The sequence below is a fragment of the Paraburkholderia phenazinium genome (assembly GCF_900142845.1).
GTDB classification, from domain to species: Bacteria; Pseudomonadota; Gammaproteobacteria; order Burkholderiales; family Burkholderiaceae; genus Paraburkholderia; species Paraburkholderia phenazinium_A.
In genome coordinates this window covers 149,124-168,565 of record NZ_FSRU01000002.1, presented here as the reverse complement: position 1 = coordinate 168,565, position 19,442 = coordinate 149,124, and the positions used below count along the sequence as shown (strand labels likewise).

The following is a 19,442-nucleotide window of genomic DNA, read 5'->3' as shown; positions in this document are numbered from 1 at the left end:
CCCCGCCACGCGCCCAACGGCGCGTTGCAGCGGCGCAAACGCTCAACTGCGGTACGACACCTGCCTGTCTAGCGGGTCAGCATGGTGGCGCAGCCCCGTGCAATGTTGGCGGCCGCGCTCGGCGGATCGAAGCGCTGGATGACCTTCATGCATTGCGTCGCGGTCTCGCCTGCATCGGCGAAGGCTTCGAGCGCCCTCAGCATGGAACGGCGCAGCGACGCAACATCGCCCGACCTGAACGCATAACCGGTGACGCCGTCGATCACGAGTTCCGGCACGCAACCGCAGTTGTCGCTGACGACCGCTGGGCAACCGTGGTTCAGCGCCTCGTTCACGACCAGCCCCCACGGTTCGCTGAGGCTCGGCAACACGAGGCAGGCGGCGGCGAAATACTCGCGCGACAGGGCTTCGTCCTGCAGGCTGCCGAGGAAGCACACCCCATCCCTCAAGCGGGCTTCGGTCACCTTCTGTTGCAACGGATCGGCGAGCGGCCCGGTGCCGACGATGCGCAGTTTCGCCGCCGGTATCTGTTGCTTCACGTCCGCGAACGCTTCGAGCAGCGCGTCGATGCCCTTTTCCTGCGACAGGCGGCCGACGAACAGAAACACCGGACGCTCGCCGGCCCGCGCGGCGACGCGGTCGGCGACCGCACGCTCGGGCACGAACGACCACGGCAGCGCCGCCGCCTGGCAAGGTACGAAGATGCGTTCGCGCTTGGCGCCGAGCGACATCAGGTATTCGCGGCTGCGCTCGCCGAAGCCGAAATAGCCGTCGCACAGCGAGAAAAACACCCGCTTCGGAACCGAGGTCAGCATGCGGCGCGGACGATCGCGCCCGGTCGAATCGCAGAACACGGCGCGCCGCTTGCCTGTGACGATGCAGGCGAGCAGCATGGCCCAATACTCCGGCCGGTGATAGCCGGGCAGCACGACGAGGTCAGCGCGGGTCTTCAGGACTTCGAGCGTGAGGCGCCACATCATGCGCCAGTGCGGCACATCCTCGTAGCAGCCGTCGAACAGCTTGCGCATCGGATAGCGGTGGTAGGAATAATCCACATCGGAGAAACCGATCCGAAACGTTTCGGTATCCGAAATCTGTACGATAGAATATTTGATCGAGCTCGCCGCCGAGATCGAGTACAGGGCCGAAAACACCACGCCCTTGTGACGCGACCAGACCACGTTATGGAAAATCGTCACGGAATTCGCCACCATATCAGACCGTCCCTTCGGAGAGCATGCTTGCGCCGAAGCGTTCGACAAAGTCCAGATAGGTGGCTTCGATCCCTTCCATCAGACCGATGCGGGCCCGCCAGCCGAGGCGTGCGAGGCGCGAGACGTCGAGCAGCTTGCGCGGCGTGCCGTCCGGCTTCGAGGTGTCGAACACGATCTCGCCGTGAAAGCCAACCGCTTGCGCCACTCGCTGCGCCAGCTCGCGAATCGACAGGTCTTCGCCCACGCCGACGTTCAGGAGACCATCGGGAACGCCTTGCTCCAGCACGAACGCGGTGGCCGCGGCGAGGTCGTCGACATGCAGGAACTCGCGCCGCGGCGTGCCGGTGCCCCACACCGTCAGCGTCGCGTCGCCGCGCAGCTTGGCCTCATGGGCCTTGCGGATCAGGGCCGGCAGCACATGGCTGTTGTGCAGGTCGTAGTTGTCGTTCGGGCCGTAGAGGTTGGTCGGCATCAAGGCGATGTACTTCGTGCCGTACTGGCGGTTATAGGCCTCGCACAGCTTCAGGCCGGCGATCTTGGCAATCGCGTACGGCTCGTTGGTGGACTCGAGCGCCGAACTCAGCAGATACGCTTCTTCGATAGGCTGCGCACACGCCTTGGGGTAAATGCACGACGAGCCGAAGAACACCAGTTGCGTCACGCCCGCCTGATACGCGGCATGGATCACATTGGTTTCGATCGCCAGGTTCTGATAGATGAAGTCGGCCGGCTGCGTCGAATTGGCGAGAATGCCGCCCACTCGCGCGGCCGCCAGCAACACCACGTCCACCGCTTCGGCGGCGAAGAAACGGCGCACCGCCGCCTGATCGAGCAGGTCGAGCTCGGCGTGGGTCCTCGTCAGGATTGCGCTGTAGCCGTCGGTTCGCAGACGGCGTACGAGGGCCGAGCCGACCATGCCGCGATGGCCTGCCACGAAAATGCGCGCGCTCTTGTCCATGGCCGTTACTCGTGATGTTCAAGGGCCTTGAAGCCGGCCAGCGTGACGAGCGCGTCGCGGCGCGCAATCTGGAAGTCCGAGCGCACCATTTCCTTGACGAGCGTCTGGAACGACGTCGACGGTCGCCAGCCCAGTCGTGCATGCGCCTTGGACGGATCGCCCAGCAGCGTTTGCACTTCGGTCGGCCGGAAGTAGCGCGGATCGACCCGCACGATCACATCGCCCGGCGACAGGCGCGTCTCCTTGCCTTCCACCTTGTCGACCACCCCCACCTCGTCGACGCCTTCGCCCTCGAAGCGCACCGTCACGCCCAGTTCGCCCGCGGCTGCCTGGATGAACTCGCGCACGCTGTACTGCTGCCCGGTGGCGATCACGAAATCTTCCGGCGTGTCCTGTTGCAGCATCATCCATTGCATCTCGACGTAATCGCGCGCGTGACCCCAGTCGCGCAGCGCGGACAGATTGCCGAGGTACATGTCGTCCTGCAGCCCTACCGCAATGCGGGCAATGGCGCGCGTGATCTTGCGCGTCACGAAGGTCTCGCCGCGCACCGGCGATTCGTGGTTGAAGAGAATCCCGTTGCACGCATACATGCCGTACGCTTCGCGATAATTGACGGTGATCCAGTACGCGTACAGCTTTGCCACCGCATACGGGCTGCGCGGATAGAACGGCGTGGTTTCCTTCTGCGGCACTTCCTGCACGAGTCCGTAGAGCTCGGAGGTCGAGGCCTGATAGAAGCGGGTTTTCTTCTCGAGTCCGAGAATGCGCATCGCCTCGAGAATCCGCAGCGTGCCGAGGCCGTCCGCATTCGCGGTGTATTCGGGCTCCTCGAACGACACGGCCACGTGGCTCTGCGCGGCGAGGTTGTAGATCTCGTCGGGCTGCACGCGCTGGATGATGCGCACGATGCTGGAGGAATCGGTCAGATCCCCGTGATGCAGGAAGAAATGCCGGTCGGCCACGTGCGGATCGCAACACAGATGATCGATCCGATCGGTGTTGAACAGCGAGGTGCGCCGTTTGATGCCGTGCACGTCGTAGCCCTTGGACAGCAGCAAGTCCGCCAGGTATGAGCCGTCCTGCCCTGTTATGCCGGTGATCAAAGCAACCTTCCGATTCATTGTGTTCCCCTCGTCAAGCGTTTGACTGCAGTGCCGTGCGTCCGACGGTCCACCGGACGCACTTGAGAAAGCGGGAAAAAGCGAACCTCGGTTCATGCAGCGCGAGCCGCGCGGGCGGCGTCAGTCCGCGCGGCTCTCGTATCCGTAGTAGCCGGTGTAGCCGCCCAGGTTGAGCTTCGGCGGCGGCACGTCGGTCAGCAGCACGCCATGCAGCGCCACCCCTGCATTGAGCAGGCGCTTGAGCGCCTCGGAGATTTCCATGGCCGGGTGCCGTCCATGCCGCACCACCATCAGCGTGGTGCCCGCATGCTTGCCGATCAGCGCGGCATCGGTCACCGCGAGCACCGGCGGCGTATCGACGATCACGAGGTCATAGACTTTGGCGAAGTGTTCGAGCAAGGTGCGAAAGCGCTCGCTCATCAGCAGTTCCGACGGATTGCCGGGCAAGCCACCCTTGGTGAGCACGTCGAGCCCCGGCAAGACGTCGCGCAGCACGCACTCCTGGATTTCCGCGCCGTTCAGCACGTCGGCAAGACCCGGGGTATGCGGCAGGCCGAAATGCTTGTGGATGTCGCCGCGCCGCATGTCGCCGTCGATCAGCAGCACGCGCTTATGCGCCGACGCCACCAGCGCCGACAGATTCACCGACATGAACGACTTGCCCGCATCGGGCCGCGACCCCGTCAGCATCACCACGTTGTTGCGGGCCGAGGTGAGCGCGTACTGCAGCGTGGTGCGCAGGCTGCGCACCCCTTCGACCGCGACGTCGTCCGGCGCCTGAGCCGCGAGCACATGCACGCCGGCCCGCCGCAAACCCACATTGCGTTGCACGCGCAGTTGCAGGCTGCTGCGCGGCACCACCGCGCAGACCGGCACGCCGAGCAACGCTTCGATCTCCGTCGTTTTCTGCACGCCGCCGTAGAGCGTGCGGCGCGTGAACGCGGCGCAGATTCCCAGCACCAGACCGAGTCCGCCAGCGATGCCGATGATCAGGGCTCGTTGCGGACGCACATGGTCGTCGGCGGGTTCCGCATAATCGACCACGCGCACGCTGCCCACCTGCCCCGCCTTGATGATGCGCAACTGCTGCGCGCTGTTGAGCAGGTTCGTATACAGCTCGGTATCGACGCGCACGTCGCGCAACAGACGCAGCGCGGTCTGCTCGGTATCGGGCAGGGTCGACACGTTATGCGTCAGTTGGCCCTGCACGCTTTGCAGCGCGGCGATCTGCGCATCGAGTGCCGCGACCGCCGGATGGGCCGCGGTAAACCGCGTCGCCATTTCGGCGCGTTGTTGCTGCAGGTCCACCAGCTTGGTCTTGTTCTCGACGATCTGCTGCAGCAGCAGGCGGCTTTCCTCGCTCAGGTCGACCGTGCCCTGGCGGTTACGGAAGGTGTTGTAGCGCTGCTCGGCCTGATCGAGTTCCGAGCGCAACTGCGGCAACTGCTGGTCGAGAAACGCGAGCGTATGCTCGGCCTCGGCGGACTTGCGGTCGATGTCCTGCTGGACGTACTGCCGTGCAATGCTATTGACGATGGCCGCCGTCAACTCGCTATTGGCGCCCTCGAGGGTCACCGCGATGATGCCCGACTGCACACTGGTCTCCACCACGTTGAGCGCTTTCTGCAGCTTGTTGACCGTATCCAACGTCGACGCGCGCTTCAGATCGAACTGCGTGCCGGGGCGCGCCGTAAGCTGATCGACCTGCAGACGCACCGGCCCGTGAGTCGTGACGCCCACCGCCATCTGCCCCACGCGCGCCCGCAACACTTCGGCGCCGGCCTCATCGGTCACGACATAGGAGTCGTCCGGCTGCACGGTCAGGACAAACGGCTTGCCATACATCTCCTTGGGCGTATCGAACAGCGTCACGGCGATCTGCTCGCCGCCCCATCCATACTGAGGCATGTCGAACAGCGGCGCGGCAAGACCATCGGCGCCGCGCAAACGGGCCAGCAGCGGACCGATCACCGGCAGCATGCGCGGCGCCGCCGCGATGTCCAGATGCAGCTTGCGCACTGTCTCGTCGATCACGAGGCGCGAACGGATCAGTTCGATCTGCGCCGAGGTCACCGCCTTCGTGTCGAAGATCGACGCCATGGTTGTCAACGGATCCTTGTTGCCGTTGGCATTGCCCTCGGCCCCGGCGGTGTCTTCCACCTGGATCATCGCGTCGGCCTTGTACACCGGCGTCTGCACGAACGCCACCGTGGCGCCGATCAGCAGCGCCACCACCGTGACCGTGAGAATCATGCGCCAATGCTGCGCCACGACGGACAGGTAATCCGACAGATGCAGTTCGTCCGCACTCTGGATATCGACGTAACGATTTTCGAAATTGGTAGCCATGGTGTCTCGAGTCCTGCACAACGATTGCGTTGGGTCGGCGCGCCGCGCCGGGTCCCGATCTGTCAAGCGCCTGTCCTGCCGGCACCGCCCGCACTGCTTGCCCCGCTCACACTCACTTCGCCACGACCGCTCCCGTCACGCCTGCATTGACCAGCGGCAACAGCAGATCCAGCACCCGGCTAAAGCGCACGAGGCCACTGGCGTCGACGTACACCACGTCCTTCGGCTTCAGGTCGAACTGGTTCGCGAGCAGCATGGCCACCGGGGAGCGCGCATCGAGGTGATAGATCTGCGGCTTGCCGTTCGGCTCGCCGCGAATCACATAGAGCTCCTTCGGATCGGACGTGCCCGGATTCACGCTGCCGGCCTGCGAGATCGCCTCGCCCAGCGTCAGCTTGCCGTCCTTCATCGGCGTCACCGTGGCCGGCTTGCCCACTTCGCCCATCACATAGACGGCGTATTCGTCGCGGCCCTCAATGCGCAGCAGGTCGCCGTTCTGCAGGATCACCCGCGACGGGTTCTCGCCGTTCTTGAGCATCTGCGCGACATTGATCTCGTACGTCTTGTCGTCGCGCACGATCACGACGTGGCTCTGATCGGCATTCGGGCTGAAGCCGCCGGCGCGGTTGATCGCTTCGGTGAGGGTCATCGGAATGTCGTTGATGGACTGCGCGCCCGGCGAGCGCACTTCGCCGTCGATGTAAATCTGCTCGGCGCGGAACGACGCGACGCGCACGGTCACCTGCGGCTTGACCATAACCTTGCTGAGATCGGCGACCACCTTGCGCTGCACCTGTTCGGCGCTGTCGCCCGCCACGTGCAGCGATCCGACATACGGAAACTGCAGGTTGCCCTCGTGGTCGACGATGAAGCCCGCGGCCGCATCCGACGGCCGGTTCGGCGCATTCGGCTGACCCACCGCGGCAGCCAGTTCCGGGTGATCCCAGACCGTGATCTGCAACACGTCTCCCGGGCCGATCTTGTACGGACCGGGCTGGCCATACAGCGGCGCGGCGCCGCTTGCGCCCGGCTGTGCCTGCATCGTGCGTTGCTGCTGCACCGATGCCAGCGTGATGTCGGTGATCGGGATCTGCTCCTCACCGGTGGCCTTGCCATCGTCAGTATTACTGACGGGTAGCGTAGGCGGTTGGATCATGCGCATGCCCGGCGCGATCGAACAGGCCGACAGCATCGTCACCGTCACCATCATGCCGAGCACCCGCATACGATGCGCCGTTGAGTGCACGACGCCAACCCTATACGTTGCCGCTTTTATTTGACACATGTTTGTCTCCCTCACCGCGTCAATAAGCATTGTTATTCACCAGGCCCTTGACGATTGTTGCTGCGATGATGCGCATGTCCAATCCGAAGGACCAGTTACCGAGGTAGTACAGGTCATGCTCAACACGCCGCTCCATTTTTTCGATCCGGTCGGTCTCACCGCGGAAGCCGTTGATCTGCGCCCAACCGGTGATGCCCGGTTTGATCCGGTAGCGCTGGATGTAGCCGGCCACCACCTTCTGATACAGATCGTCATGCTCGAGGGCGTGCGGGCGCGGTCCGACGACCGACATATCGCCGCGTAGCACGTTGAAAAACTGCGGCAGCTCGTCGAGACTGGTGCGGCGCAGAAACGCGCCGACTCGCGTGATGCGCGCATCGTGTCGGGTTGCCTGGCTGAGCGCGCCCGCCTTCTCGATATGCGGGCGCATCGAACGAAACTTGTAGATGGTGAAGACGCGGCCGTCGGCGCCCTTGCGCTTCTGCTTGAACAGCACCGGTCCGCGCGAGGACAGCTTGATCGCAATTGCGATCGCCACCAGCAGCGGCGCGAGGGACAGCAGCGCCACCGCTGCAAACAGGCGGTCGAACATTTCCTTTTGCAACTGCGAGGTCTGCGAGAGCGGCGAAGCCACCAGGTTGATCGCCGGCACGCCGAGCAGATCGATCATGGTGCTCTCGAACATCGCGACGCTGCGCAGATCGGGCATGAAGCGAATATTGACGAGGTCGTCGCGCAGTTCTTTCACGCACGCGTGGATGGTGTGCTCTTCGGAGAGCGGCAAGGCCAGCCACAACTCGTGCACGTCCTGCGCACGGATATAGTCGGCGAAGGCATGCAGGTCGTCGAAGGCCGGCACGGCAGGCATCACACCGTTGATGACGCCGCTTAGCGGCGGCCCGTCATGCGCCACGTCCAGCACCGCCGCCGTGCGAAAACCGGCCGCCGTGCAGCCGTCGATCTTGCGGACCAGTTGCGCCGCATGGGCGCCGCGCCCCACCACCGCCACCTGGCGCAGATTCATCCCGGCATGCCGCACGCGGGCCAGCACGCGATGCACCAGCACGCGCGAAACGATCATCAGCGCGCCCGTGGTGCCGGTCCAGTAGGCGAACCACAGACGCGACACGAAGTCGCTGCGGTGCAAGGTGAACATCAGAACCAGCGCACAGGTCTGCACGGTCAGCCAGGCGAGCGACACCTGGCCGATCAGGCCCATCTTCGAGCGGCCGCGCCATGACTGATAGACGCCGAAGGCCGGGAACAACGCGAGGGCGAACGCCGCCGAGAACGCGACGAAGGCGTAATAGATATTGCGCTGACCGATGTCGTCAAAGCGGATCTGGGACGCGATAGCCGCGCCCGAAACGACCAGCACGACGTCCACGAGACGCGCGGCCAATGCTTCCGGCTTGATCATTTTTCTCTCCCCACCACCTGCATTGAAACGGTTTTGCCACCTGCGCCAAACTCAATTGCAACGGCCGTACGTATCGTCGAACCGCACGATATCGTCCTCGCCGAGATACGATCCTGATTGGACTTCGATGATCTCGAGGGGCACCTTGCCGGGGTTTTCGAGCCGGTGCCGCACCCCTAAGGGAATGAAGGTCGATTCGTTTTCGCTCAGAAGAAAGCGCTCCTCGCCGCGCGTGACCATCGCGGTGCCGCGCACGACCACCCAGTGCTCGGCGCGATGGTGGTGCAGCTGCAAGGAAAGCCGGCAACCGGGATCGACCACGATGCGCTTCACCTGAAAGCGGTCGCCGTGGTCGATCGAGTCGTAAAAGCCCCACGGGCGGCGCACCTTGCGGTGCTCATCCGCTTCGGGCGAATGCTGTGCCTTGATGCGCGCCACCAGTCCCTTGACGTCCTGCACGTGCGCACGGTCGGCGACCAGCACGGCGTCGGCCGTCTCGACGACCACGATATTGCTGGTGCCCACGCAGGCCACGAGGCGCCCTTCCGAGTGCGCATACGAGGAGGTCGCGCCTTCGAACAGCACCCGGCCGCGGGCGACATTGCCGGCCGCGTCCTTGTCGAGCGCATCCCACACGGCATCCCATGAGCCCAGATCGGACCAGCCCGCTACCAGCGGCACGACGACGCCCTCGAACGGCTCGCCTGCGGGACCGGCGATGCCGAGCCGTTCCATCACCGCGTAGTCGATCGAATCGGACGGTGCGCGGCCGAAGGCCTCAGGCTGCGGCCGGAAGAACGGGCCATCGGCCTTGCCGTCCGCCACCGCTGCGCGGCAGGCCTCGGCCATCGCCGGCTGCAGACGTTCAACGAGCGCGAGCCACACTGACGCGCGCACCACGAAGATGCCGCTATTCCACCAGTACGCACCGGACGCCACGTACTGCGCCGCCAGCTCGAGCGCGGGCTTTTCGACGAAGCGGTCGATGCGATAAGCGCCCTCGTCGATTTCAGCGCCGAGCCGGATATAGCCGAACGCGGTATCGGGCCGCGTCGGCGGCACGCCCAGCGTCGCCATCGCGCCGCGTTGCGCATGCACTGCGGCGCGTGCAACAGCTTGCTGAAAGGCGGCCGTGTCGAGCATCGCGTGATCGGCCGGCATCGCCACCAGGATGGCGTCTTCGCCGTCCAGCACCGCCAGTGCCGCAGCGAGCGTCAATGCAGGGGCCGTGTCGCGACGCGCCGGTTCGACCACGAGGTGGGCCGTCACGCCGCTTTCGCGCAACTGCTCGGCCGTGACGAAACGGTGTTCGTCGCCGCATACGATGATCGGTGCGGGCCGCACCGTCCATTGCACGGGAAAGCCTTCCATGCGCCGGACCGTGTCCTGCAACAGCGAATGCGTGCCGATGACGTCGATCAACTGCTTGGGGTAATGCTCGCGCGACAGCGGCCAAAGCCGGGTTCCCGAGCCGCCGGCGAGAATCACAGGGGCAATGCTCAGACAAGCGGCCGGCGCAACAGCCTGTGCCAGCCTGTCGGCGCCGTCGCCGGTACTGCCGTCCTGCTCGGCTTCATCCCGGTACGCATTTACCATTTTTAGTACTCCTATTACTAATAGGACGTTCTTTTACCTGCAGGGTCGAAACACGGTTTGAGAGCGTTATTCGTGAGACGAGGTACGGCTGCGTGCGCGATATTCCGTCGGTGAGAGCGCCATGCGTTTGCGGAAGATCTTGGCCAGCCGGTCGCCGTTGCCGGTGCCGCTGCGCCGTGCAATCTTGTCTACGGGCAGTTCGGTTTCCGTGAGGAAATTGCAGGCAATGCGCAAGCGAACCTGCAGCAGGTAATCCGATGGTGTCACGTGCATCTCGTGCTTGAAGCGGCGCAGGAAATTGCGCTCGCTCATGGCCGCCACGTGCGCCGCGTCGGCCACCGACACCGGACGATCGCAATTGGCCTCCATCCAGCGGGCCGCCGCGCGGATCTTCTCGCCGACGCTCATGGTGCCGCCCTCGGCCAGCCGCGGCATCAGCGCCGCGCCCATGCCCGGCATCACCCGGTCGGCGACGCCGCGCGCCACGTCGAGACCGAGGTCGCGCTTGATGAGCATCAAGGCGCTCTTGCTCGAGTCGTGACGGTCGTTGACCTCGCCTGGCGAGCTGTCGTGTGCGACGTGGGTCAGATACGGGCTGGTGGGGCGAATGTCGTCGTGTTCGGCGAGACCCGCGGCCGCGAGAACCAGACGGCCTTCGGCGATGGGTTCGATGGTTCGGGTTCGCGAGCGCACCGAGCGCAGCCAGCCGAGCAGACGCTCGTCGCGTGCCGCTGCGTTGGCGCCGTATCCGCCCGCCACGAACAGCACATCGAAACCGATGCTATAGCGTGCATCGACGCCATCCGTCCACATCCGCGCCGACGACGAACTGGCTACGCTGCCGCCTTCCATCGAGAGAAACTGTACTTCGTAAGGGGGGTCGTCGCCGCCGTGAGCGGTGGCGATTTCGTTGGCCGTGTGGAACATCTCGGCGACGATGCCTGCGCCCAGCAGACCGAATCGATCGAACAGCAGGATGCCGACGCGGCGAGCTGCACAACGCACGTTCACGTTGGGTGTGTGCAGCCAGGTAATCCTCGCAGTATCAACGGACATATGCGGCATGATCTTCCCCTACCATGTCATACGTTGTGGGCCGAGTCTTCTGATTTTCTCGCTTTTTAATATCATTGCACCGCATCATATCCACGCCGAAAAACGCCGTTGATGACAGTGACCGAAATGCGCGCGATGTTGGCGGATTGCGTCGCTATATATAAATTCGCAAATTGGCAATTTGATGCGAATGTACAACAGCTTGGCTTATCGCGACATTGACCCGTTTCATACGTGATAACGCCCCGGAATAGCGGGTGCGGCAAACATATGATGAATCAACGGTCGACTGGACGAGCGCAAACCGGTACGACAGGCGAAATCGCCGGGAGACGGCGATGTTGCGCTGCGTGGGACAGGAGTCCTGTGGAGGAATCCTCGTACGATGGCCTGATCTGAAACTTTTTGATGCATCGCAACAAGCACGTGCCGTACCAGTCTTGATGGCATTGGGATTGCGCGAGGCGGCCCGGTTCGCCACCGGCTCGAACGTTAAAAAACGTTTCAAACATGATATTCGCGAGAGCGACCGGGACGGCCGAAGATGACGCCGTGAAGCACAGCGGGATTATTTATTTTCTAGAAATCTTCCAAATGCCGTATTTACAACCCACTAGCGAATTTGTATCAAAACCATACAGAAAAATCAGCTTCAGAAAATGTTTCAGTATTGAAACAGAAGACTGTTTTAAAGCATCCGATCTATTCGTCATGCCGCATTTTCAGCATGCGGCTCATATGCGTCCTCTTATGTCCGCGCAGCATCGTCCGGGGCGGTTTCGGCCAGCATCCGCAATTGCAGGAAGATAGTTCGGACTTCGTATTATCTATGGTGAATCGAATTTACCGCTTCGCGCCGGCAAACCTCGTACGATCGCACCATTGCATGATTTGTCAGCCGGGGGGTCCGGCTTGCACGACGCGCGACCTCGAGTGCTCTCATGACCTGGGCTTTGTCGTGGCGAGCCAGGTAGGCATCGACTATGCTTGGCGTTGACGTCGTGTGCGGCGTCCGCCGACACGCCGACGATGTGGGGGACACGCTGCACCACATTGACGCAACGGCAAAGCAGGCGCACGGTCCGTGGCGTGGCGTCGCGCACAGGACGGGGCTTCACTGCGCACGCGTGAAGGATGTGAATATTGCCTGCGCTATCTTCACGGCGCCGGCCTGATGCTGTCTTCCATGATTATTCCAGGCATCATGAGACACCCACCGGCTTCGGAGCTTGACGCTGCAAAACCGGTACTCCGTCGCCGGCGCACGGGATTGCCGCTGGCGAAGGCCGTGCTTCGTGTGCTGGTGATGCTCACCCTCGCCGCCTGCAGCCAGCGCGACGGCGCCGCCACTGCGCCCGCAAGCGCGTCCGCGAACGCAGCGGCGAATGCAACGGCCAACGCAGGCGCAGACCGTGCCCCGCAAGCCGCCGCGGCTGCACCGGCCGCACCGGCGACATCGAATCAGGTTGCAGGCGCAACGACCACCACCCTCTGCGCAACCGAACGCGACGTCTGTCACTTCACAGGCACGCAACAGGTTCGCTACGGCACGCCAAGCCGTTACGTGATGCTGACGCTCAACGGCGGCACGCCCTGCGATAACACGGTGTTCGGCGACCCCGCACCCGGCGCGCTCAAGAGCTGCTGGATCGTCCATCCCACTCTGTCGAGCGCGGCGCCGGCGGCCCCGCCTCCCGCAGACCGGCCGAGTGCGCGCGCACCCGAAACGCCGCCCGGCGCCGCCACCGCCATACACCGCCCCGCCATCACGTGGACCGCGTGTGCCGGCGAGCGCGGTATGTGCGCGTTCTCCGGCAAGCACGACGTCAAGTACGGCAGCGATACGCAATACGTGATCCTGACCTTTACCGGCGGCACGCCGTGCAACAACTCCGTGTTCGGCGACCCCGCGCCCGGCACGCAGAAGCGCTGCTGGTACGACAGCGGCATGGCACCCGCGCCCAGCGCGCCGTCGATCATCGCCACGCCCGGTATGAGTACGCTGACGTGCAGCGCGCCGTCCGAACCCGCCAATGCGACACCGACCGGCGCCGCGATCGAAGCCGACACGCCCGGCAGCGACGGCACACGGATCTTCCCGAACGGCCAGCCGTTCGCCGTGACGCTCACCACCCGCGCGCGCCAGGCCGATACGCTCGACTGGCAGATCGTCGACGCGTGGGCCAACGTGCGCGCCTCCGGGCAGTTCAACGTGGCGAGCGGCCCGCAGGTCGTCTCGCTAAGCTGCGTGTCGACCCTCGCCGGTTACTTCGCGATCTCCGCCAGCTTGAGTTCGGCCGGCACGGGACTGCCCACGCGCGGCACGCGGCCGGCCGGCATGGCGACCTTCGGCGTGCTGCCCGAACTGTCCGGCGTGCTGAGCGCGCCCAGCTATGCGCGCGAGGACCTGCACCGTTTCGGCGGCCAGGGCGCGGCCTATGTCACGCCGGGCCAGAGTTGCTGTTCCGGCGACGGCTACCGCCCGCTCTATCCCGTCCTCGGACTGCGCTGGACCAACGACAACCGCAACTGGTACCAGTTGGAGCCGAACGGTCCCAACACTTTCAATGCAAACACGTATCCGCTGGCGCCGTTTTTCAAGGCCGGCGATCTGATGCGGCTGATCCAGCTCGACGGCATTCCGGCATGGGCGAGCCCCACGCACGTCGCCACGCACAGCTATGTGCCGGTTTCGCTGCCTGCGTACCAGAGCTTCATGAACCGGGTCGGCCAGGAGTCGAACCAGGTGCGCACGCAACGATTCCCGCGGCAATCGCGCAACTACTATCAGGTGACCTGGGAGCCGGATTACAACAGCGGCCTGCCGTGGCGCGACACGGACGCCAACCTGGTGGCACTGTATCAGGCCACCTGGGAGGGCATCCACGCGACCGATCCCGACGCGGTGATCATGGGCACCACCAACGCCTCGGTCGGCACCAATACCGCCTGGCTGCAACGGCTCGCGCCGCTCGGCATCGGGCGCTATCTCGACGGCGTCTCGATTCACGGCTACTACGACATCGGCAGCTCGCCCTCGCATCCACCCGAGCGGCTCGTCGGCGCCAGCGATCCGGCACAGGCGGCGCAAGCGCTGCCGGCGATGATGCGCGCGCTACGCCAGCAGATCGCCACCACGCTCAAGCCCGGCGCGCGGCTGTTCGTCACCGAAACCGGCATCAGCTACGATCTCGGCGCGCAATACGGCCCCAACTATCCGGCGCCGAACGTGCTGTTCGCGCAGGGCGCGGTGGTCGCGCGCACGCACCTGATCCTGCTCGGCGAAGGCGCCGACGTGACGTTTCTGTTCTACGCGACGGACTTTCCACACCAGATCGGCTTTGGACTGTTCTTCGATCTCGCCGATCCGCAAGGCGGCTTCGGGCCGTCGGCGATCAGCCCCAAGCCCGCGGCAATGGCCACCGCCGCCATGACACGCATCGTCGACGGCACCAATACGCTCGGGCCGCTCAACGGCCTGCCGCCCGGCGTCTATGCGTATGCGTTCCAGCAACTGAACGGCGGCGCGGTGATCACGGCGCTGTGGACCCACAACAATGCGGTCTGGGACGCCAGCAAGGGTTTCAGTTCGACCTACCAGGTACCTTATAACCTGCAGGTCGACGCACCGGGCAGCTCCGGCCAGGTGACGGTGCTCGACATGATGGGCAACCCGTCGAGCCTCGCCTACCGCAACGGCATCGCGGCGCTCACGCTCAGCGAAACGCCTATCTATGTGATCTCGACCAACGCCGCGCTCGCGCGGGCCAACGTCACGACACCCGCCGGCTACGTCGCACAGTAGGTTTGTCCTGATGTGCAGAGAGTTCGGCGCATTTGGCAGGGATGCCGGACCCGGCGCGGTGGAACCAGGCGCTAGACTGAAAGCACCGCGGCATTGTGGACACGAACTGACCGTTGACTCGCCGTCAACGGACCAGCCGTTGGCCCCTGGCCTCATGGCCGCGCGAATGCCACCCGCCATCGGCGGCCCCACCCTTCCATTTGCAGTACCGTACGATCCCTGCTTGCGGAGACGTCATGCATGACTTGCCATGGTACTGGCTCTTGCTTGGCGGAATGCTCGGCTCGCTCGTCATGCTGCTGTTGATCGCGGCGGGACTGGCGTGGCTGCTATGGGGCGTATCGTCCCGAATTGCACGCGTAGAGCGAGATGAATGAGACCATGCTTGCCCGACCTGAATTTCTCGACGTCGTCCGCCTCACCCCGCTCATCTCGATCGACCTGATTGTGGTCGACGATCGCGGCCGCGTGCTGCTCGGGCGCCGCGTCAATCGTCCGGCGCGCGGCACGTGGTTCGTGCCCGGTGGGCGGATCCGCAAGGACGAGTCGTTGAACGGCGCGTTCAGCCGCGTCGTGCGCGAGGAACTTGGGCTGGAAAATATCTCGCAGAATACGGCGTGCTTTCGCGGCGTGTTCGAACATCACTACGACGACAATTTCGCCGGCGCTGCCGATATCTCGACGCACTACGTCGTGCTCGGCTATATGCTGCTGTTGCGCGACGCGGCGCCGATCGGCCGCTTCGAGCAGCACAGCGACTATGTCTGGATGGCGCCGTCGGAACTGCTGGCGTGCGCCGACGTGCATGAGAACACCAAGGCGTATTTCCGCTGAGACACAGCCGCATCCACTCAGACGGTCATCTCCGGATAGTCCGCCGCGAGCTTCGCATGCAGATAAGCCTCGAAGCCCGCCTTCACCTCGGGATGCCTGAGCGCAAACTCCACCGTCGCCTTCAGATAGCCGATCTTGGTGCCGCAATCGAAACGCCGGCCGTGGTACCGGTAGGCGAGCACCTGTTCGTCGGCGAGCAGCGACTGGATCGCATCGGTCAACTGGATCTCGCCGCCGGCACCCGGCCGCGTCTTGCGCAACTGATCGAAGATGCCCGGCGTCAACACGTAACGTCCCACCACACCGAGATTCGACGGCGCCTGCGCCGGTTCCGGCTTCTCGACCACGCCCGAGATGCGGAAGATCCGCTCGTCCCAGGCCTTGCCTTCTATCACGCCATGGGAGCGCGTATCCTGCGCTTCGATCTCTTCCACGCCGAGCACCGAGCAGTGGTAATGGTCGAACACGTCGATCATCTGCGCGAGAACCGGTGGATGGCCGTCGATCAGATCGTCCGCGAGTATCACGGCAAACGCCTCGTCGCCGATCAGCTTCTCCGCGCATAGCACCGCATGACCGAGCCCACGCGGCTCCGCTTGCCGCACGTAGAAGCAATCGACGTGGCTCGGCTTGATGCCGCGCACCAGGTCGAGCAGGTCCTGCTTGCCGCGTGCGATCAGTTCGGCTTCGATCTCGTACGACTTGTCGAAATGATCCTCAATGGCGCGCTTGCCGCGGCCCGTGACGAAGACCAGTTCCGTCATGCCTGCGGCGATCGCCTCCTCGACGGCATATTGAATCAGGGGCTTGTCGACCACCGGCAGCATCTCTTTGGGACTCGCCTTGGTGGCCGGCAGGAAGTGCGTTCCGAGTCCGCCAACGGGAAAGACTGCCTTGTGTACGTTGCGCATATTTTTGCCCCTTGCCAGTTTCACTCGCGTTCCACCTGATTCCTGCCGGGGTGCGAGCCTCGGTCATCCCACCAGATGACTTCGAGCCTATTCGTCAGACCTCGAAGCCGTCTGCCAACAGTTCGCCCTTTCCCGCCGGATCGCCGCAAGGATCGGGTTGCCGCGCTCATTAAATAAAGTTTCATCAAACGATTGCTCTCTTTCAGCCTGCGCCCCGTACAGTCGCTCCATAATTTCCCCATCGTGATAGGTATGAGGAGTCAGGACATGGCGATGACCATCGAGATGATGAACGAGTACGGCACCCATTCAGTGCGGGTCGCTGTGGACGACGCGTCGGTTTTGCTGGAGGCGCATGAAATCGATGCCGTGATCGAGCGCCTGAGTCTGATCCGCGCGGCGATGCGCCCCGAAGTGCCGAAGGAGCCCTCACGCACGCACCAGTATGTGATCGAGATGGACCCGTGCTGGCACACCGAAAAGCATCCGCTCTATGACGGCGCGGTGCTATTCATGCGGCATACGGGTCTGGGCTGGGCGGGATTCGCACTGCCCACGCCGAGTCTCGCCAAGTTGAACGAAGCATTGTCGCAGCATCTGCAAACGCTGGAACTGGAAGAAGCGCACGCGTTGATGAATTAGGCTGCACGGTGGGCCTGCGCGCCTGAACGATTCACGCGGTATCGCGCAATGGACTCTTTCGCGATTCGCGATTTGCGCATCGTTGGCATGAATGGTCAATCGTGAGTCGCCACGCCGATGCCGCGCGTTGTTCCGTTTTGCGCAGCAATGTCTTTCAGAGTTTGCCCCCACCGCTCGCACGCGACACCCTATACTGGGTTGTCCGCATCACTGCGGTCTTTTTCAAGATCTCCTTAGCAGCGCGGCTCCGGCCGCGCTCTTTTTTTGCCTGTCGCTTTTGCAAGCCGGCTCGCGCACTGCGCCGCCGAGGCGCGCAATGTATCCGCGCAGTTCACGAACATTGCACAAAATTAAAAAAGACTTAATCAAGCTGGCTGTTCCGATTTACCCGCGAACGCCCATGATGCATGCATTGTCCTTTCCTCGTGACAGATCATGAACCAGCTCCAAGCGATGCGTGTCTTCACACGCGTAGTCGATCTCGCCAGTTTCAATCTCGCCGCGCGACAACTGGGCATGTCGGCTGCCGCCGTCACGCGCAGTGTCAGCATGCTCGAAGCACACCTGAACATGCGCCTGCTCAACCGCACGACGCGCAGCCTGTCGCTCACCGAAGTCGGCAAAGAGTATCTGGACGGCTGCCGCACGATCATCGAGAAGCTCGATGAAATGGAATCGAACCTCGTGCAGACCACGCGCGATCCACGCGGCACGCTGCGTATCGCCACGCCGATGACCTTCGCCACTTCCGGACTCGGTACCTTGCTCGCGTCGTATCGGACGCTGCACCCGCGGGTGGATTTCGACGTCACCACTTACGACACGCATATCGACATGGTCGAAGGCGGCTTCGACGTGTGCTTCTCCGACGACCGGCGTCTCGCCAGTTCGACGCTGGTAAGCCGCACGCTCACCAGCATGGAGGAAGTCACGGTGGCTTCGCCCGCCTATCTGGCGCGCCACGGCACGCCACGCGACCCGGCCGGCCTGAATCGCCACGGTCTCCTGACGGTATCGGACGGCACCTCGCGCACCTGGGAATTCGCGGACACCAATGGCGTGTACCGCGTCAACACCGGCAGCGCCTTGACGGCCACCAGCAGCGCCATGGTGCGGGTGGCCGCGCTCAACCATATGGGCATCGCGCTGCTGCCGCTGCCTTCCGTCAGCGAAGATCTCGCGCAGGGCAGGCTCGTGCCGGTGCTCGAAGACTACGAGGTCAACGGTGGTCCGCGTCAGGTGTCGATCCTCTATTCCGGCCGCAACTATCTTTCGATGAAGGTGCGCAGCTTCATCGACTATGCAGTGAGCCAGTACCGCGCCCCGGACAAGCCGGTCGCGCTGCGGGTGGTGGCTTGATGGACCAGCATAAAGGCAATCGCGAACCATGCCTAAGATATTGACGATCGAAGACGACGAACTGATCGCCGACGACATCGTGCGCACCCTGACTTCAAGCGGCTTCTCTGTGGACGTGGCGCGCACCGGCCGCGAAGGCATGGCCAAGGTGATGGCGGGCGAATACGACGTCGTCACGCTGGACCGCATGCTGCCCGATCTCGACGGCCTGACCATCGTCGCCACCATGCGCGGTGTCGGCATGGAAACCCCGGTGCTGGTGATGAGCGCGATGTCCGATGTGGATCATCGCATTCAGGGACTGCGCGCCGGCGGCGACGACTATCTGACCAAGCCGTTCTCGCCCGACGAGATGTTTGCGCGCGTCGAAGTGCTGCTGCGCCGCCGTCCACGCAATGCGAAAGCCGAGACCCTGCTGCGCACCGGCGCGCTGGAACTCGACCTCGTGCGGCGCCGGGTGACGCACGGCAAGCGCGAACTCGAACTGCAGCCCACCGAATTCCGCGTACTCGAATTCATGATGCGTCACGCGGGCCAGGTGCTGACACGCACGATGATTTTCGAAGCGGTCTGGGGCTGCCGGTTCGATCCGGGCACCAACCTCATCGACGTGCATGTGGGACGTCTGCGCAAGAAAGTGGACGTGCCCGGCGAACGACCGCTGATCCGCACCATTCGCGGCTCGGGCTATCTGTTCGGCTGACACGTCGGCGTCACGTCTATCGTCCCCCCTCCGGGCAAGCGCCCGTGCTCCATGCAGCACGGGCGCTTGCGGCGCTGGAGCCGGCGTTCCTGCATGTCCACGTCTCGCGGCAAGGTGCTGCGCCGCCGCCGCGGCGACGGGGTGACCGTTATGCCGGACACCTAAAACTTGTTTCATTTTTTTAGG

At 63.9% G+C, this 19,442-nt stretch carries 15 protein-coding genes; 6 read left to right on the top strand and 9 right to left on the bottom strand.

Going from position 1 to position 19,442, the window contains the following annotated elements; all coding sequences use genetic code 11:
* Positions 1–68 precede the first annotated feature (68 nt).
* The 8 genes from BUS12_RS17900 to BUS12_RS17865 form a co-directional block, all read right to left on the bottom strand.
* Complete coding sequence (locus tag BUS12_RS17900) at positions 69–1,211, bottom strand: glycosyltransferase family 4 protein (protein WP_074301556.1); 1,143 nt, start codon at positions 1,209–1,211, stop codon at positions 69–71.
* Between the two features lie 4 nt (positions 1,212–1,215).
* The gene (locus tag BUS12_RS17895) at positions 1,216–2,172 is read right to left on the bottom strand and encodes a GDP-L-fucose synthase family protein (RefSeq protein WP_074297872.1); all 957 of its coding nucleotides are present in this window, start codon (positions 2,170–2,172) and stop codon (positions 1,216–1,218) included.
* A 5-nt stretch (positions 2,173–2,177) separates the two neighbouring features.
* Positions 2,178–3,296: a GDP-mannose 4,6-dehydratase gene (gene gmd / locus BUS12_RS17890; RefSeq protein ID WP_074297870.1), complete on the bottom strand. Its 1,119-nt coding sequence runs from the start codon at positions 3,294–3,296 to the stop codon at positions 2,178–2,180.
* A gap of 120 nt (positions 3,297–3,416) precedes the next feature.
* Entirely contained in the window at positions 3,417–5,645 is a 2,229-nt protein-coding gene (locus tag BUS12_RS17885) for a polysaccharide biosynthesis tyrosine autokinase (protein ID WP_074297868.1), read from the bottom strand.
* Between the two features lie 112 nt (positions 5,646–5,757).
* Positions 5,758–6,870, bottom strand: a complete 1,113-nt coding sequence (locus tag BUS12_RS17880) for a polysaccharide biosynthesis/export family protein (protein WP_074297866.1) — start codon at positions 6,868–6,870, stop codon at positions 5,758–5,760.
* Between the two features lie 79 nt (positions 6,871–6,949).
* Positions 6,950–8,350: an undecaprenyl-phosphate glucose phosphotransferase gene (locus BUS12_RS17875; RefSeq protein ID WP_074297864.1), complete on the bottom strand. Its 1,401-nt coding sequence runs from the start codon at positions 8,348–8,350 to the stop codon at positions 6,950–6,952.
* A 51-nt stretch (positions 8,351–8,401) separates the two neighbouring features.
* Entirely contained in the window at positions 8,402–9,946 is a 1,545-nt protein-coding gene (locus BUS12_RS17870) for a mannose-1-phosphate guanylyltransferase/mannose-6-phosphate isomerase (RefSeq protein ID WP_083640502.1), read from the bottom strand.
* Between the two features lie 66 nt (positions 9,947–10,012).
* Positions 10,013–11,011 carry a GlxA family transcriptional regulator gene (locus BUS12_RS17865; protein WP_074297862.1) on the bottom strand — a complete coding sequence of 333 codons (999 nt, stop codon included), beginning with the start codon at positions 11,009–11,011 and terminating at the stop codon, positions 10,013–10,015.
* Positions 11,012–12,206: 1,195 nt separating this feature from the next.
* Between BUS12_RS17865 and BUS12_RS17855 the strand changes: the two genes are divergently transcribed.
* From BUS12_RS17855 to BUS12_RS17850, 3 genes are all read left to right on the top strand, one after another.
* The gene (locus BUS12_RS17855; RefSeq protein ID WP_143788393.1) at positions 12,207–14,807 is read left to right on the top strand and encodes a hypothetical protein; all 2,601 of its coding nucleotides are present in this window, start codon (positions 12,207–12,209) and stop codon (positions 14,805–14,807) included.
* Positions 14,808–15,043: 236 nt separating this feature from the next.
* Complete coding sequence (locus BUS12_RS38810) at positions 15,044–15,184, top strand: hypothetical protein (RefSeq protein WP_171991676.1); 141 nt, start codon at positions 15,044–15,046, stop codon at positions 15,182–15,184.
* A gap of 4 nt (positions 15,185–15,188) precedes the next feature.
* Entirely contained in the window at positions 15,189–15,641 is a 453-nt protein-coding gene (locus BUS12_RS17850; RefSeq protein WP_074297856.1) for a GDP-mannose mannosyl hydrolase, read from the top strand.
* 17 nt (positions 15,642–15,658) lie between these two features.
* On the opposite strand, the gene galU is transcribed toward BUS12_RS17850, so the two are convergent.
* Positions 15,659–16,552, bottom strand: coding sequence for a UTP--glucose-1-phosphate uridylyltransferase GalU (gene galU, locus BUS12_RS17845; RefSeq protein WP_074297854.1), 894 nt, complete (start codon positions 16,550–16,552; stop codon positions 15,659–15,661).
* Between the two features lie 273 nt (positions 16,553–16,825).
* On the opposite strand from galU, the gene BUS12_RS17840 reads away from it, so the two are divergent.
* From BUS12_RS17840 to BUS12_RS17830, 3 genes are all read left to right on the top strand, one after another.
* A complete protein-coding gene (locus tag BUS12_RS17840; RefSeq protein WP_074301554.1) occupies positions 16,826–17,194 on the top strand; it encodes a hypothetical protein in 369 nt (122 codons plus the stop codon).
* Between the two features lie 435 nt (positions 17,195–17,629).
* Entirely contained in the window at positions 17,630–18,553 is a 924-nt protein-coding gene (locus BUS12_RS17835) for a LysR family transcriptional regulator (RefSeq protein WP_074297853.1), read from the top strand.
* A 28-nt stretch (positions 18,554–18,581) separates the two neighbouring features.
* Positions 18,582–19,256 carry a response regulator transcription factor gene (locus tag BUS12_RS17830; protein WP_074297851.1) on the top strand — a complete coding sequence of 225 codons (675 nt, stop codon included), beginning with the start codon at positions 18,582–18,584 and terminating at the stop codon, positions 19,254–19,256.
* Positions 19,257–19,442 lie beyond the last annotated feature (186 nt).